Raw genomic sequence first — 14,829 nt, 5'->3', positions numbered from 1 at the left:
ATTGGACGATCGCTACCGCATGTATTCCCTGATTCAGAAAGCCCTGTTTTCGCTGCCCACGGAGACTTCCCACAACCTTGGTATGAGTGGTATTTCACTCGCTGACAAACTCTGCCTGTCGCGCTTGGTCGCACCGAAGGCCATCAGTGCACCGGTGGAAGTGATGGGGATCCGTTTTGACAACCCGGTAGGGCTGGCGGCGGGGCTGGATAAGGATGCCCGCCATATTGACGGTTTGGCGGCGCTGGGATTCGGCTTTATTGAAGTGGGGACGGTGACGCCCAAACCCCAGCTTGGCAACCCCATGCCGCGCCTGTTTCGGTTGCCGGAAGCCAACGCCATTATCAATCGCATGGGTTTCAACAACCTTGGCGTGGATCACCTGGTAGAACAGGTCAAAAAAGCCCGTTACAAGGGTGTACTGGGGATCAATATCGGCAAGAACAAGGATACGCCGGCAGAACAGGCGGTCGACGATTACCTGATCTGTATGCGCAAGGTCTACGCCCACGCGTCCTATATCACCGTGAATTTGTCATCGCCTAATACGCCCGGGCTGCGTGATCTGCAATTCGGTGAACCGTTAAAACAGCTCCTGTCTCAGCTCAAAACTGCGCAAACAGAGCTGGCGAAAGAGCATGGCCGTTATGTGCCGCTGGCTGTCAAAATCGCGCCTGATATGGCAGACGACGATATAGCCGATGTGGCTGGTGCCTTGCAGGAAAATGGCATCGACGGCGTGATTGCCACCAACACGACTATCGAGCGCGATGCGGTCAAACATCTTCAGCACGGCGAGGAGACCGGTGGCCTCAGCGGCGCACCGGTGCGTGATAAGTCCACCGCCGTTATTCGCAAACTGGCCGAGCATCTGAAAGGGGACATTCCCATCATCGGCGTGGGTGGAATCATGTGTGGCGAAGATGCCGCCGAGAAAATCCGCGCTGGCGCATCGCTCGTTCAAATCTACAGTGGTTTTATCTACGCAGGCCCCGCGTTGATTCGCGACGCGGTTACCGCCATCCAGCAATGATTACGCTGCGCGCGTTTCGGTCAGACGACGAGAAGCAGCTCGTTAGTCTGGCCAACAATCCGCGCGTAACGCGCTTCCTGCGCGATCAGTTTCCTCGCCCCTATACCCGCCGCGACGCCCAGTACTGGATTGATGAGGGCTCCAGCAGTCGCGAAGGTCAGCATTTCTGTATCAGCCTGCACGGTGAATGCATTGGCAGCATCGGGGTGTTTTGGGGCAAGCGGGAGTATCGCTATAGCGGCGAGGTCGGTTATTGGCTGGGCGAGCCTTTCTGGGGTATGGGCTACGCCAGTGAAGCCCTAAGCCAGTTTACGGACTGGCTTGAGCAGGATTCTTTGCTTGAGCGTTTTTACGCCATGGTGGTTCCCGAGAATGTGAGCTCATGCCGGGTGCTGGAAAAATGCGGTTATGAATGTGAAGGCCGTGCCCGGCGGTCGATCTACCGGGACGGTCAATGGCAGGACGAATTGATCTACGCCAAGCTTAGGGCTGCGGAACGCCGAAAGCCCATGGACTAAAAGGTTGGCTGAGATTGGTGCTGCCGTACACGGCGTTGCAAAACCTCGGTTGGTAATTGCAGACGAAGTTCTTGCTGAGTCGCGCCCAGTTGCTCCATCTCGTTGTCTGTCAGCGCTCGCCCGGAAAAGAGCAGGGCATTGAGGTAGCCATCTTCGGTTTCATAGTTGTTATCTGTCAGCAATAACAAGGCGTCACTGATCGCCCAGCGCTCGCCAATCTGACCGGGGCGTTTGCTCCCCACCAGCTTGCCGTCGATATAAACCTTGAACAGCCCGTGCTCTTCGTGGGTATAGAACACAATCCCTACCCGGTGCCAGGTATCTGTAAAGGCATCGCCAAAGTAGCCGGACCGCGATGTGGATATCCCCACTCCGCCATTTTCGACCCCTTCAAAAAATCCATCGGCGTCGTCGCTGTTGTCGACGGAGGTTTGCAGAAAGGCGCGATAGGTTTGCTCTGCTGCCTTGGGCCAATAGATGTCCATGACCACGCTGTATTCCGCCAGTTTGTCGATACCGTTAAAGCTGCCATTAGTCGGTACGTTTGGTGTCAGCTTGAGGCCTTCTCGGGGGGAGTAATCGGGAAAGGCCATAATGCCCGAATCAACGCCCTCCGGCAGGGGGACGCCAAGGTTGCTGGCGCTTTCAAAGCGGGTCTCGTTTTCGGGTGAGGCAGAAGACGAACCGCGATAGTAACCCAGCCCGGAGGGGCCACTGTCTGCGAGGAAGGGCTGTAAGGCATTATTGAACTGCCAAGTGGTTGTAACCGTGTCAGGCGTGCAGGAACTCAGTGTTCTGTCGGAGTCCAGATAGAGGCAGTTGGTGGTCCGATGTCGGGCGTATTGATCCAGACTTTCCCAGACTTCTGACAAAAATGTGTATTCGGGCTGAGCCAAATTGTTGAAGAAAAGCGGAATGTTCCAGGCCGGTCCTTTCTGCACAATCAGCGTCAGCGGATCGGGAAGTGCTCCGTCACGGGTTTCTACAACCCAGGTTGGTTGGGCCGCTTGCATGGCCGCGAAGTCTGCCTGCGATACGCTTATGCGGTAAAAGGCCTTGAAGCCCGGTGTGTCTGAAGGCTGCCGCTCGACAGGATAGGCGCGCACAAAATGGGTTTGATTGACGCTCCCTTGAACCCAGGGTTTGACCACTTGCTCGGGGTCGAGCAAGGCCGCATCAGCGCCGTGATGAAAGAGAGCGGCTTTGGCCGCTAGCTGCGCCAATTCGGTTTTGGACAGCGGGGCGTCGGCCAGCGCGATTTCTGTGTAGGCCTCACCCGCATACTCGGTCATGATATCGGCGATGAACTGTTCCACCTCTGCGTCAGTGTCTCTCAGTTCAAAAACATCGACGTGTTCCACCGTCGCAGATGAGAGGCTGCGATCAGTGAGTGAGTAGGTCAACTTGAGATCGCTGAGGCCCTGAGCAAAAAAGTCCGGTTGCAGTACGATATTGCCACTGCTCAGTTGAGTGAAGTCTGTGCCGCCGTGGGTATGGCCGCCCAGCGCGATATCAATTTCGGGAAAGCTTCTGAGCAAGTCCTCGTCAGAGCCGACTCCCAGATGACTGAGCATAACCAGCATGTCGACTTGATCGCTGTACTGATCCACCACACCGCGCGCTATCTGCTCCCAGTGCCAGTTCATGCGGATTTCAGGCACAAAATCCGGGATCGGGCTCTGGTAAATAGGCTCATCCAGTTCATTCCAGGGTGGGGAGCTCATCCCGAAGAAACCAACTTTCAGGCAGCCCACTTGAATAACGGAAAATGCATTGGCGTTAAATGGGGTTTCGCCTTCTCTGTCGTGGTGATGGCTGTTACTGGCGATAACCTGAGCGTGATCGTCATTGGCATAATCAATCAGTGTATCGGCGCCCCAGGCAAACTCGTGATTGCCCACCACGCGCACATCAAATTTCATGGCCTTGGTAACGGCCACCGAGGCCGTGCCCTCGGAGCGTAATTCCGCGACGCTGCCCTTTTCAAAATCGTCACCGCCGTTGGTAAACAGGGTGTAGGGCTGCTCCTGAACTGCGCGATTGTGGTAAGCCTTGATGCGGCTAAACAGTTTGTCCGGGCTACCGTAGCGAGCGTGAAGGTCGGCAACGTGGACAAAACGCAGCTCTTGCTCGGTGGCATCGGGGTTGCAAGCCGGGCCGATCTGACGGCTTACCTGCGCCACAGGGCGTTCCACCAGCAGGTAGTCACCGCTTTCGATTAAGCTGGCGACAGCCTGAGTTTGTTCGAGCACTGAGCTGAGCAGAGGCGTTAGAGTGCCGTTCTCACGTTGAGCAATAACAGTTTTTTTGCCACTGACGGGTAGGGTGAGCTGCGCGGGACTGCGAAAAGGTAGCCCTTCAGGAAGTATGCGATATGAGCGCCCACTCTCAGAGTCAATAATGTCGAGCGTGAGGGTCTGGTTCTGGGATAGTGCTGTGCGGGGAATTTTCAGTGTGGCACCGTCAGCGAAGTTCAAAGTGACCTGCTGGTTGGCGACTACGGAATAAACCCGGCTAAGATCCTCTTGATCTGCCGGTAGTTCGGGCTCGAGCGTAGTTTCAGGAATGTCTTCCATCGAGGCGGGGCTTGGGGGCGCGTCATCACTGCCACCGCCGCCGCCATTACAGGCGCTAATCAGCACAATAACACTATAAAGACACCAAGTTCGGATCGAAGGCATATTTTCTCCACGCACTGCGCAATTGATTACCCGAACAACCGATCTGAGCAGGGGAGGCCTTATAGATCATCGGACGCGACTACGATCCAATTATTAGATATTTGTGAATTGGGTGGGATAGCGGCTTATACGTATCGAAAGCGGCGCATAAAGCGCCGCGGCAGGAAGCGTGCTTAATAAAGGTCTAGGGAGATGACTGCTGTTGATGCTGTCTAACCCGGCGATTAAGAGCAAGAGTCGATAGCGTATAGTCGAGTGTGGCACTCGGGCCACCGATACGCTTAAGGTCGTTGTCGGTGAATGCGCGCCCGGAAAAGAGCAGGGCATTTACATAGCCCTCTGCGGCGTCAAAACCACCATCCGCAATAATCAGGGCGGCTTGGTCAATTGCCCAGCGTTCGCCAATAATCCCCGGCGTTTTCTGGCCGACGGGTTCGCCGTTAATATAAACCTTGATGGTTCCTTCGGTGTCATCAGCATATAGCACAAAGCCAACGCGCACCCAGGTATCCGTTGGAACAAAACCAAAATAGGCGCCCACGCCTTGGGGGCCTATGCCTTGCTCCGGTGCATTTTCGAAATAAAGCTCCGCGTCGTTGGTGTTGGCCACGTTGGTTTGCAATATCCCTCGAAAATCATCTGCGGTGAAGCTCGGCCAGTAAAAGTCGGCGATTAATGTATATTCGCCGAGCTTGTCCACCCCGCCAAAGCGTTTGTTGGGCGGTGCGGTCGTATCCATTCTCAGTATGGCGGTTTGGTTGAAATCCGGAAACGAAAGCACGACCGAATCCCCACCGGGAAGCGGCGAAATATTGAAGGCGCTGGTCGTGTTAAATTTGGAGCTGCTTTCCACCTCGGCGTTAAAAAAGCTAAGCGTAGACACGGGTGAGGTGCTGTCTGCCCGCAAGGGGTTTCCGTCACTATGAAATTGCCAGGTCGTGGTGACGTCATCTTCATTACAGCCTTCGGCCACTAGTCGTCTGTCACTGTCGAGATAGAGGCATTGGGTCGTGCGATGTCGAGCGTAGGCGTCCAGGCTTTCCCAGGTCTCTGAAAGGAGGTTGTCCCGCACGTCAACGTCTGCCTGAACGCCATTAAAAAACGTGGGCATATTTAGGGCTGGTGCCTTGTGCAAGGCGACGACCACGGTTTGTTTGCTGTCGATGCCATCCGCCTCTTCATTCACCCAAGTGGGTTGCGCGGCCTTCATGGCTTGATAGTCGGACTTGCTGACCTCAACGCGGTACAGCGCGTTGAAGCCGGGGGTGTCGGCAACCTGTCGTTCAACCTGATAGGCGAAATGGAAGTCATTGGCGTCAACGCCGCCTGGTAGCCAAAGGTTATCGACCAGATTCGGGGCGATCAGTACAGCATCTACGTTGTGATGATAAATGGCTGCGCGTGCTGCGATTTGAGCTAGCTCTTCTTTGGTAGGGTAACTATCCACAACAGCGACATCGGTAAAGGCCTCGGGCGCATATTTTGCCATGATGGCGTCAATAGCGTTCTGAGTGTCTGCGTCAAATGTGTCGAGGTCTTCCACCTCGATATTGACGACATTGGGAGGGGCGCTGCGTTTCTTACCGGGCAGGGAATAGGTGAGGGTAAGGTCACTTAAGCCATCGCCGTAGAAGTCAGGCTGGAGTACCAAGTTGCCTGAACGGGTTTCTTCAAAGTTTACACCGCCGTGGGTGTGGCCGCCGAGGGCAAGATCTACTTCAGGAAATTCTTCCAGAAACCGTGTGTCTTTCCCGACACCAAGATGACTGACCATGACCAGCACATCTACTTGGTCGCGGTACTGACTGATGGCGCCGCGAATGATGGATTGCCACTCCCAGTTCATACGGACTTCAGAGACAAAGTTGGGAATAGGGGCAGTATCCAATTGTTCGTCGAATTCATTCCAGGGAACTGAACTCATGCCGAAGAAGCCGACCGTTAGGCAGCCGACCTCGAGCGCAACAAAATCTTTGGCATTAAAGGGGAGCGGGGGATCACCCTGGTAGTGGCTGTTGCTCGCCAACACTTGCGCGTGTTCGTCGGTAACGTAATCCAGCAAAGTGTCAGCGCCCCAGGCGAAATCATGATTTCCCACAACGCGCACATCAAATTCCATCGCCCGGGTGGCTTCAACGGTCGCCGCCCCTTCAGATTTAAGCTCGGCGATGCTGCCTTTCTCAAAATCATCGCCACCATTGGTAAACAGGGTGTAGGGGTTATTTGCCACCGCCTGTTTGTGATAGTGCTTGATTCGGCTGTAGTTTTTTTCCGGGCTGCCGTAGCGCGCGTGCAGGTCGGCAACATGAATAAAGCGAAGCGTTTGTTCTGTGGCCGTTTCATCACAGGCTGGACCAACCTTCGCGGCGGGGGTGGCTTCCGGTCGCGGGACTAACACATAGTCACCCAGCTCGGTAATGACGGCAGACACAGTGCCGTCAGCGCTGTTGTCGACTGAGCTAAGCAGTATTCGCGTGCGGTCTTCAGAATCTTGCCGGGCGATGACCCAGCGGCCCACGTCCCCTGCGGGTAAGGTGAGTTTGGCCGGTGTTAGCGTACTGAGATCCGCGGGGCCAAATCGATAAATGATTTTATCGCCTTCGGAAACTCGCTCGTAGGTCAGCGTGCGCTCTTCGGCAAAGGTGGTGTCAGTTAGTTGCAGTACAACATTTTCGGCAAATGTCACCGTTGTCGCATCGCGGGCGGCAACGGTCACAGAATCAATTTGCGGTACAGGGGCCGCGCCATCGCTGCCGCCACCGCCACCACCGCAGGCGCTCAGGAGCAGGGCGCATGTGAGTAGGGCAGTGTTTTTGGGGCTTTGAAGGGAACGCGACTTAAACCACGCGTTGGGTCTGGAAACTAAGCTTTTGATAATAAAACGACGATCCACGATTGCTCCGGGCGGTACACGAGTTATTAGTGTACGCCAATCGTTTGGGATCAGTTTTCAGCGATATCCAGTGTATTTAATTGTTGCCAACTATTACCGTTTCCTATGGCTTTTATTGCGCGTTCCACTGCAACCCGGTCTGCTCGCGGCTTTCGTCGCTCATCAGGTAGAGATAAAGCGGCATAATCTCTTGCGGTGAGGGGTTAGTCTGCGGGTCTTCGCCAGGATAAGCGGCGCGGCGCATGCCGGTGTTGGTGGCACCGGGGTTAAGGCTGTTAACGCGAATACCGCTGGTGTTGGCCAATTCATCTGCCAGCACCTGCACCAATCCTTCCGTGGCGAACTTGGAAACCGCGTAAGCCCCCCAGTACGCGCGCCCGGTGCGGCCGACGCTGGACGAGGTGAAAATAATAGAGGCGGTGTCGGGAATTTCCATGATCGGTAGCAGGGCATGGGTCAGCATAAACTGGGCGTTGACGTTGACCTGCATTACCTCGCTCCAGCTGTCAATCGATGTCTGGGCTATGGCCTTGCGCTCGCCCAGCACGCTGGCGTTGTGGAGCAGGCCGTGCAAAACACCGAATTCCTTGGCCAGCGTGTTGCGCAAATCTTCATAATCCTTGAACACGGCGCCATTGAGATGCATCGGATAGATCGCAGGTTGAGCGCCGCCGACTGCCTCAATCTCGTCGTAAACGGATTCCAGCTTTTCGACGGTTTTGCCCAGCAGAATAACCGTCGCCCCGTGAGCGGCGTAAGTCAGGGCAGCGGCTCGGCCAATGCCATCGCCGGCACCGGTTACCAGAATGTTTTTGCCCTTGAGGCAATCAGCTTCAGGTTGAAAGTTTTCGGGAAGCGTATGAATCACAGCGTCTCCAGTAATGCAGTCAGCTCGTTGGCCTTATCGACAGTATAGTCAGCGCCCCAGCTCTCTGCTGGGTCGCTGTCGTGAACGTAGCCGTAACGGCAGGCGATGGTGGTGCAGCCTGCGTTTTTGCCCGCCTCAATATCGCGGCGGTGGTCGCCCACATACACCGCTGAGCGCGCGTCGACGCCAATGCGGGCGCAGGCCAAGAGGATGGGTTCGGGGTGAGGTTTGCGCTGTTTAACGTGATCCGGGCAGATCAGACTGGCGCAGCGCGCGTCGAGCTCGAGATCACGCAGCAGGGGCTCGGCGTACAGCGAGGGCTTATTGGTGACAACGCCCCAAGGGATCTCGCGGCTTTCGGCCCAGCTCAGCACGTCGTCCATGCCGGGGTAGAGGCGAGAATGCACCGACAGGCTTTTTAAATAGTGGTCCAGCAGTTCCTGTCGCAGCGCCTCAAATCCTTCTTCTCCTTCACTTAAATCAAAGCCCAGCTCAACTAGTGCCCGGGCGCCGTCGGATACGGTGGCGTGGATATCCGCAAAAGGAATATCCGGCAGTTCGCGACGACGACGCATGCCGTTCAACACCTCGGCAAAATCCGGCGCGGTATCGATCAGCGTGCCGTCGAGATCAAATAATAGGGCTGAAATCATGCGGGCTTGCTGGCGTGAACGATGTAGTTAACGTCGGTATCGCCGCCCAGCTTGTAGCGTTTGGTGAAGGGGTTGTAGGTCATGCCGGTAACGTCGTTCAACACCAGACCCGCTTCGCGAATATAAGTGGCCAGTTCCGAGGGGCGAATAAATTTGGCGTATTCGTGAGTGCCTTTCGGCAGCAGGCGCAGTACGTATTCGGCGCCAACCACGGCAAAGGCAAAGGATTTGGGGTTGCGGTTAATCGTGGAGAAAAATAGCTCACCACCGGGCTTGCACAGGGCAGCGCAGGCTTTGATAACGGAAGCCGGTTCCGGCACGTGTTCCAGCATTTCCAGGCAGGTGACCCGGTCAAAGGCTTCCGGGTGCTCCAAGGCCATCTCTTCGGCGGTGGTCTGTTGATAGTCCACCTCGACGCCGGATTCTAGTTGATGCAGGCGGGCAACGCTCAGCGGCGCCTCCCCCATATCAATGCCGGTTACGTTCGCGCCGCGCTGCGCCATGGCCTCACTGAGAATGCCGCCGCCGCAACCCACGTCGATTACCAATTTGCCCGCCAGCGGCGCGCGTTCGTCAATGTAGTTGACGCGCAGTGGGTTGATATCGTGTAGCGGTTTGAACTCGCTTTCTCTGTCCCACCAGCGGTGGGCGAGCTCTTCAAATTTGGCGATTTCCGCCGGGTCGACATTTTTTTGAGTGTCTTGCTGAGACATGGATAGCTACCTCGTCTTTTATTCAGGCCTTCTCGTTTATGAGGTTTTGGCGATCTGCTGACGCCAGGCCTGTGCGCGTTCGCGAATGTCGTCGATATTCAGGGTGGTCAGGAGGCGGTTGTCCATGACCAGCTTGCCGTTGATCCAGCTGTGGCTGACCGCTGAGCCCGCTTGGGTATAAACCAGCTGGGAGATCGGCTCGTAGACCGGTTGTTGTTCTACGGCGGAAAGATCGACGGCGATGACATCGGCCAGCTTGCCGATTTCCAGCGAGCCCAGATCGTTATCCAGCCCCATAGCGCGGGCGCCGTTCAGGGTGGCCATTTGCAGGGCGAGACTATCGGGCACTGCGCAGGCATCGCCGCTGAGGCCCTTGGCGAGGAGGGCGGCGGCGCGCATTTCATTGAACAGGTTCAGGGTGTTGTTGCTGGCGGCACCATCGGTGCCCAGTGCGACATTGATGCCGGCGTCCAGCATCTTCTTCACTGGTGAAAAGCCGCTAGCCAGTTTCATATTGGATTCGGGGCAGTGCACCGCGTGACAGTTGTGGTCGGCCAATGTCTGGATGTCGTCATCGTTCAGACTGACCAAGTGCACGCACTGGGTTCGAGGGCCCAACAAGCCGCGTTCGGCCAGACGCTGGATCGGGCGCATGCCGTGATCCTTGATTGACTGCTCGACCTCAAAGTCGGTCTCGTGAGTGTGGATCTGGATATTGAATTCACCGTCGTGCAGCTCAGCCGCAAGCGTGGCTACCCGGCTCATGGTGTCGTCGCCCACGGTATAGGGGGCGTGCGGACCAAAGGCCACAGTGATCAGCGGGTTGTGCTTGTTATCGTCGTGAACCTGCAGGCCCTTGTGAATATATTCGTCCGGGGTCTGCCCCCAATTACTGGGAAATTCGAAAACCGGAAAGGCCAGTTGGGCGCGCATGCCCGCTTTGGTAATGGTTTTGGCTGCGATATTCGGGAAGAAGTACATATCCGAAAAGGTGGTGGTGCCGCTGCGGATCATTTCCGCCATGGCCAGCTCTACCCCATCGCGCACAAACTCTTCGCTGACCCATTGGCCTTCGGCGGGCCATATATGCTCGTTCAGCCAGGTATCCAGCGGCAGGTCGTCGGCCATGCCCCGGAACAGACTCATGGCGGCGTGGCCGTGGCTGTTGATCAGGCCCGGCATCAGGGCGTGGTTGGGCAGCTCGACAATCTTGTCAGCGGCTAGTTTGCGCGCCTCAACGGTGGGCAGAATCGCGCTGATGCGGTCGCCAGCGATGGCCAGTGCGTGGTCCGTGAGAACCGGCTTGGCAGGGTCGAGGGTGATGATCCATTGTGCAAAAATCAGGCAATTTGCGGGCTGCTGCATGGCGACTTTCGGGCTGTAAGGGTTAAAGGCCGTGAGTATAACCGCAATGTCGCTGAATGTGCTGCCAAATCTGAGCTAAGGGTCTGTATCTGCCTGCAATTTACTGTGAGAAACGGGGCCGCCTGTGCTATTCTAGCCGACTTGATTTCGGTGTCTGGCGCCCGCTGCGGTGTCAGCTCCTGAGGGGATTTCCCCGGTCGTTACCCTGCGCCATTGCGACGCCTTCGGCGAATCGCACGCCGGTTCTGTTTATTTCAATTTCAGAGCCTGTCGATGCACAGTCTTTGTCAGGCGTGGGTGGCAACCAATGAAAGCTATAACAATTCGATCGACTGAGGACACCGTTGTAGATGGGTGAGTTAGCGAAGGAAATATTGCCGGTCAATATCGAGGACGAACTGAAAAAGTCCTACCTCGATTATGCCATGAGCGTTATTGTCGGGCGCGCCCTGCCGGACGTGCGCGACGGCCTGAAGCCAGTGCACCGCCGTGTGCTGTTCGCCATGAGCGAACTGAACAACGACTGGAACAAGCCCTACAAGAAGTCGGCCCGTGTGGTCGGTGACGTTATCGGTAAATACCACCCCCACGGCGACTCGGCGGTGTACGACACCATCGTACGTATGGCTCAGCCTTTCTCGCTGCGCTACATGCTAGTGGATGGTCAGGGTAACTTCGGTTCGATCGACGGTGACTCTGCGGCGGCGATGCGTTACACCGAAATCCGCATGCAGAAAATTTCACACGAAATCCTCGCCGATCTGGACAAGGAAACCGTGGACTGGGTGCCTAACTACGACGGCACCGAGCAGATTCCGGCGGTTATGCCGACCAAGATCCCCAACCTGCTGGTAAACGGTTCATCCGGCATCGCGGTCGGTATGGCGACCAATATTCCGCCGCATAATCTGAGTGAGGTTGTGGGCGGCTGTCTTGCCCTGCTGGACAACGAAGACATTACCGTGGATGAACTGATGGAGTTTATTCCGGGCCCGGATTTCCCCACCGCGGGCATCATCAACGGCCGTGCGGGCATCCTGCAGGCCTACCGCACCGGCCGTGGCCGCATTTATGTGCGTTCGCGCGCCGAAGTGATCACCAACGAGAAAACCAACAAGGACACCATCATCATTACGGAACTGCCGTATATGGTGAACAAGGCGCGGCTGATCGAAAAGATTGCCGAGCTGGTTAAAGAAAAGAAAATCGAAGGCATTTCCGAGCTGCGCGACGAGTCGGACAAGGACGGTCTGCGGGTTGTTATCGAGATGAAGCGCGGCGAAAGCGGCGAGGTCATTCTTAATAACCTTTACACCCAGACTCAGCTGCAGACGGTATTTGGTATCAATATCGTCGCGCTGGTCGATGAGCAGCCCAAGCAGATTAACCTGAAAGGCCTGCTGGAATACTTCCTGCGTCACCGCCGTGAAGTCGTTACCCGTCGCACCATTTACTTGCTGCGTAAGGCGCGCGAGCGCGGTCATATTCTTGAAGGTCTGGCGGTCGCGATTGCCAATATCGATGAGGTTATCGCTCTGATCAAAGCCTCAGCCACCGCTCAGGACGCAAAAGATGCGTTGCTGGCGAAAGGCTGGGAGCCGGGCTCGGTAATGGCCATGCTGGAGCGCGCCGGTGAAGAAGCCTGTCGCCCGGATGAGCTGGAACCCCAGTACGGTATGCACGACGGCAACTATCACTTGTCGCCGGCTCAGGTGCAGGCGATTCTGGAACTGCGTCTGCAGAAGCTGACTGGTCTGGAACATGAAAAGCTGCTCGGCGAATATCAGGAAAAACTGGCGGAAATTGCCGAGTACCTGACCATTCTGGGTGATCCGGAAAAACTGAAAACGGTTATTCGCGAAGAGCTGGAAGCGGTTAAAGCCGAATACGGCGATGAACGCCGCACTGAAATCATCGAATCGATGATGGATCTGACCGTTGAAGACCTGATTAATGAAGAAGACCGGGTGGTGACGATTTCTCACTCCGGTTACGCCAAAACCCAGCCACTGGACGATTATCAGGCCCAGAAGCGCGGCGGTATGGGCAAGAGCGCGACCCAGGTAAAAGATGAGGATTTCATCGAACACCTGATGATCGCCAATACCCACGATACCCTGATGTGTTTCTCCAATTTGGGTAAGGTCTACTGGATCAAGGTGTATCAGATTCCGGTGGCGGGCCGTAATTCACGCGGTCGCCCCATCGTCAATCTGCTGCCGCTGGATGAAAGCGAAAAGATCACCTCGATTCTCAAAATCGACGAGTACCTAGAAGATCACTACCTGTTCTTTGCCACCGCCAATGGCACCGTGAAGAAAACCCCGCTGGTGGATTTCTCTCGTCAGCGCAGCGTGGGCCTGCGTGCGATTGAGCTGGAAGAGGGTGATCGTCTGGTGGGCACTGCCGTTACTGGCGCCGACAGCGATGTCATGCTGTTCAGCAGCTCCGGCAAGGCGGTTCGCTTTAAAGGTGAAGACGTTCGCTCAATGGGCCGTACCGCAAAAGGTGTTCGCGGTATCCGCATGGCGGAAGGTCATAGCATGATTTCGCTGATCATCCCGAAAGAGGGTGGCCGTGTGTTGACCGTTTCTGAAAATGGTTACGGCAAGCGCACCGAGCTGGACGAGTTCCCCACCAAAGGTCGTGGTACCCAGGGTGTTATCGCCATGGCGGCCAGCGAGCGCAACGGCCCGCTGGTTGGCGCCGTGCAGGTGTTTGAAGGCGACGAGCTGATGCTGATCTCTGATCAGGGCACGCTGGTTCGTACTCGTACCGATGAAGTTTCGGTGTTGAGCCGTAATACGCAGGGTGTGCGTCTGATTCGCCTGAAGTCCGGTGAGCATCTTGTGGGTGTTGAGCGGATCGAAGAAAGTGATGAAGAGGTTGAAGGCGAAGTCATCGCCGAGCCTGAAGCCTAAAAAACTACCCTCACCCCGGCCCTCTCCCTCTGGGAGAGGGCTAGGGTGAGGGGGTAAGCAATGCAAAAATGTTCAAAGCCTATTAATTTAGAGAGCAAAATGACCCGTAAATACAATTTCTGTGCAGGCCCGGCGGCGCTTCCGCTGGAAGTATTGGAAGAAGCCCAGCGTGATCTGGTGAATTGGCAGGGCAGTGGCCTGTCGGTGATGGAAATGAGCCATCGCTCTTCTGAAATTGTGGGTATCGCTACTGAGGCGGAAAAAGACCTGCGCGAGCTGATGGGGATTTCCGACGACTACGCCGTGCTGTTTATGCAAGGTGGTGCGACCGGTCAGTTCTCTGCGATTCCGCTAAACCTGCTGGGTGATAACAGAGCGGCTGACTACGTGAACACCGGGCAGTGGTCGAAGAAAGCTATTAAAGAAGCCAAACGCTACGGCGAAGTGAATGTTGTTGCCTCTTCCGAAGACGACAACTTCGCCAGCATTCCGGCCTTTGACACCTGGAAACTGAATAAAGACGCGGCTTACCTGCACTACACCCCGAACGAAACCATCGGTGGTGTAGAGTTTTTCTGGGAGCCGGATGTGAATGTACCGCTGGTAGCGGATATGTCCTCCACCATCCTGTCGCGCCCGATTGATGTGAGTAAGTTCGGCTTGATCTATGCCGGTGCTCAGAAAAACATCGGTCCGGCCGGTCTGACCATCGTGATTGTGCGCAAGGACCTGTTGGGTAAGGCCCACCCCTTGTGCCCGGTCGGCATGGACTATCAGGTGGCGGCTGAAAACGAGTCCATGTACAACACGCCCCCGACCATGGCGATTTATCTCGCGGGGCTGGTCTTCAAGTGGCTGAAAAAGTTGGGCGGTCTGGAAGCGATGGAAGCTATCAACCGTCGTAAGGCTGAAAAGCTCTACAGCTACATTGACGGCAGCGGCTTTTACGCCAACCCGGTTGAAGTGGCCAGCCGCAGTTTGATGAATGTGCCGTTTACTCTCAAAGATGAAAGCCTCGACAAGGCCTTTTTGGCTGGTGCCGAAGAAGCGGGTCTGCTGAACCTCAAGGGCCATCGTAGTGTCGGTGGTATGCGCGCCAGCATCTATAACGCCGTCCCGGAAGAAGCCGTCGATGCGCTGATCGCCTATATGAAAGCCTTTGCCGAGAAAAACGGGTAACGGTT

The 14,829-nt window shown here is 56.0% G+C and carries 10 protein-coding genes; 4 read left to right on the top strand and 6 right to left on the bottom strand.

Features of this window, described 5'->3' with window-relative positions; genetic code table 11:
• Positions 1-19: 19 nt before the first annotated feature.
• Both FHR99_RS05150 and FHR99_RS05145 read left to right on the top strand, forming a co-directional pair.
• Complete coding sequence (locus tag FHR99_RS05150) at positions 20-1,033, top strand: quinone-dependent dihydroorotate dehydrogenase (RefSeq protein ID WP_183410170.1); 1,014 nt, start codon at positions 20-22, stop codon at positions 1,031-1,033.
• Positions 1,030-1,551 carry a GNAT family N-acetyltransferase gene (locus FHR99_RS05145; RefSeq protein ID WP_183409455.1) on the top strand — a complete coding sequence of 174 codons (522 nt, stop codon included), beginning with the start codon at positions 1,030-1,032 and terminating at the stop codon, positions 1,549-1,551. Before FHR99_RS05150 ends, FHR99_RS05145 begins: the two co-directional genes overlap by 4 nt.
• Here the strand turns inward: FHR99_RS05145 and FHR99_RS05140 are convergent.
• From FHR99_RS05140 to FHR99_RS05115, 6 genes are all read right to left on the bottom strand, one after another.
• Positions 1,548-4,232, bottom strand: a complete 2,685-nt coding sequence (locus FHR99_RS05140; protein ID WP_183409454.1) for a metallophosphoesterase — start codon at positions 4,230-4,232, stop codon at positions 1,548-1,550. The two genes, FHR99_RS05145 and FHR99_RS05140, sit on opposite strands and share 4 nt — an antisense overlap.
• Positions 4,233-4,416: 184 nt before the next feature.
• Positions 4,417-7,125, bottom strand: coding sequence for a metallophosphoesterase (locus FHR99_RS05135; protein WP_183409453.1), 2,709 nt, complete (start codon positions 7,123-7,125; stop codon positions 4,417-4,419).
• Positions 7,126-7,237: 112 nt separating this feature from the next.
• Positions 7,238-7,993 carry a YciK family oxidoreductase gene (locus tag FHR99_RS05130; RefSeq protein WP_343067400.1) on the bottom strand — a complete coding sequence of 252 codons (756 nt, stop codon included), beginning with the start codon at positions 7,991-7,993 and terminating at the stop codon, positions 7,238-7,240.
• A complete protein-coding gene (locus FHR99_RS05125) occupies positions 7,990-8,646 on the bottom strand; it encodes an HAD family hydrolase (protein WP_183409452.1) in 657 nt (218 codons plus the stop codon). Before FHR99_RS05125 ends, FHR99_RS05130 begins: the two co-directional genes overlap by 4 nt.
• Positions 8,643-9,359, bottom strand: a complete 717-nt coding sequence (gene ubiG, locus FHR99_RS05120; protein ID WP_183409451.1) for a bifunctional 2-polyprenyl-6-hydroxyphenol methylase/3-demethylubiquinol 3-O-methyltransferase UbiG — start codon at positions 9,357-9,359, stop codon at positions 8,643-8,645. Before ubiG ends, FHR99_RS05125 begins: the two co-directional genes overlap by 4 nt.
• A 36-nt stretch (positions 9,360-9,395) precedes the next feature.
• Complete coding sequence (locus tag FHR99_RS05115; protein ID WP_183409450.1) at positions 9,396-10,724, bottom strand: TRZ/ATZ family hydrolase; 1,329 nt, start codon at positions 10,722-10,724, stop codon at positions 9,396-9,398.
• Between the two features lie 350 nt (positions 10,725-11,074).
• Between FHR99_RS05115 and gyrA the strand changes: the two genes are divergently transcribed.
• Together gyrA and serC are read left to right on the top strand one after the other, a co-directional pair.
• Positions 11,075-13,645, top strand: coding sequence for a DNA gyrase subunit A (gyrA, locus tag FHR99_RS05110; protein ID WP_183409449.1), 2,571 nt, complete (start codon positions 11,075-11,077; stop codon positions 13,643-13,645).
• A 99-nt stretch (positions 13,646-13,744) separates the two neighbouring features.
• Entirely contained in the window at positions 13,745-14,824 is a 1,080-nt protein-coding gene (gene serC / locus FHR99_RS05105; protein WP_183409447.1) for a 3-phosphoserine/phosphohydroxythreonine transaminase, read from the top strand.
• Positions 14,825-14,829 lie beyond the last annotated feature (5 nt).

Source organism: Litorivivens lipolytica (assembly GCF_014191715.1).
Taxonomy (GTDB): Bacteria; Pseudomonadota; Gammaproteobacteria; order Pseudomonadales; family Spongiibacteraceae; genus Litorivivens; species Litorivivens lipolytica.
The sequence above is the reverse complement of the archived record's forward strand: the minus strand, read 5'-3'. Positions and strand labels throughout refer to the sequence as shown.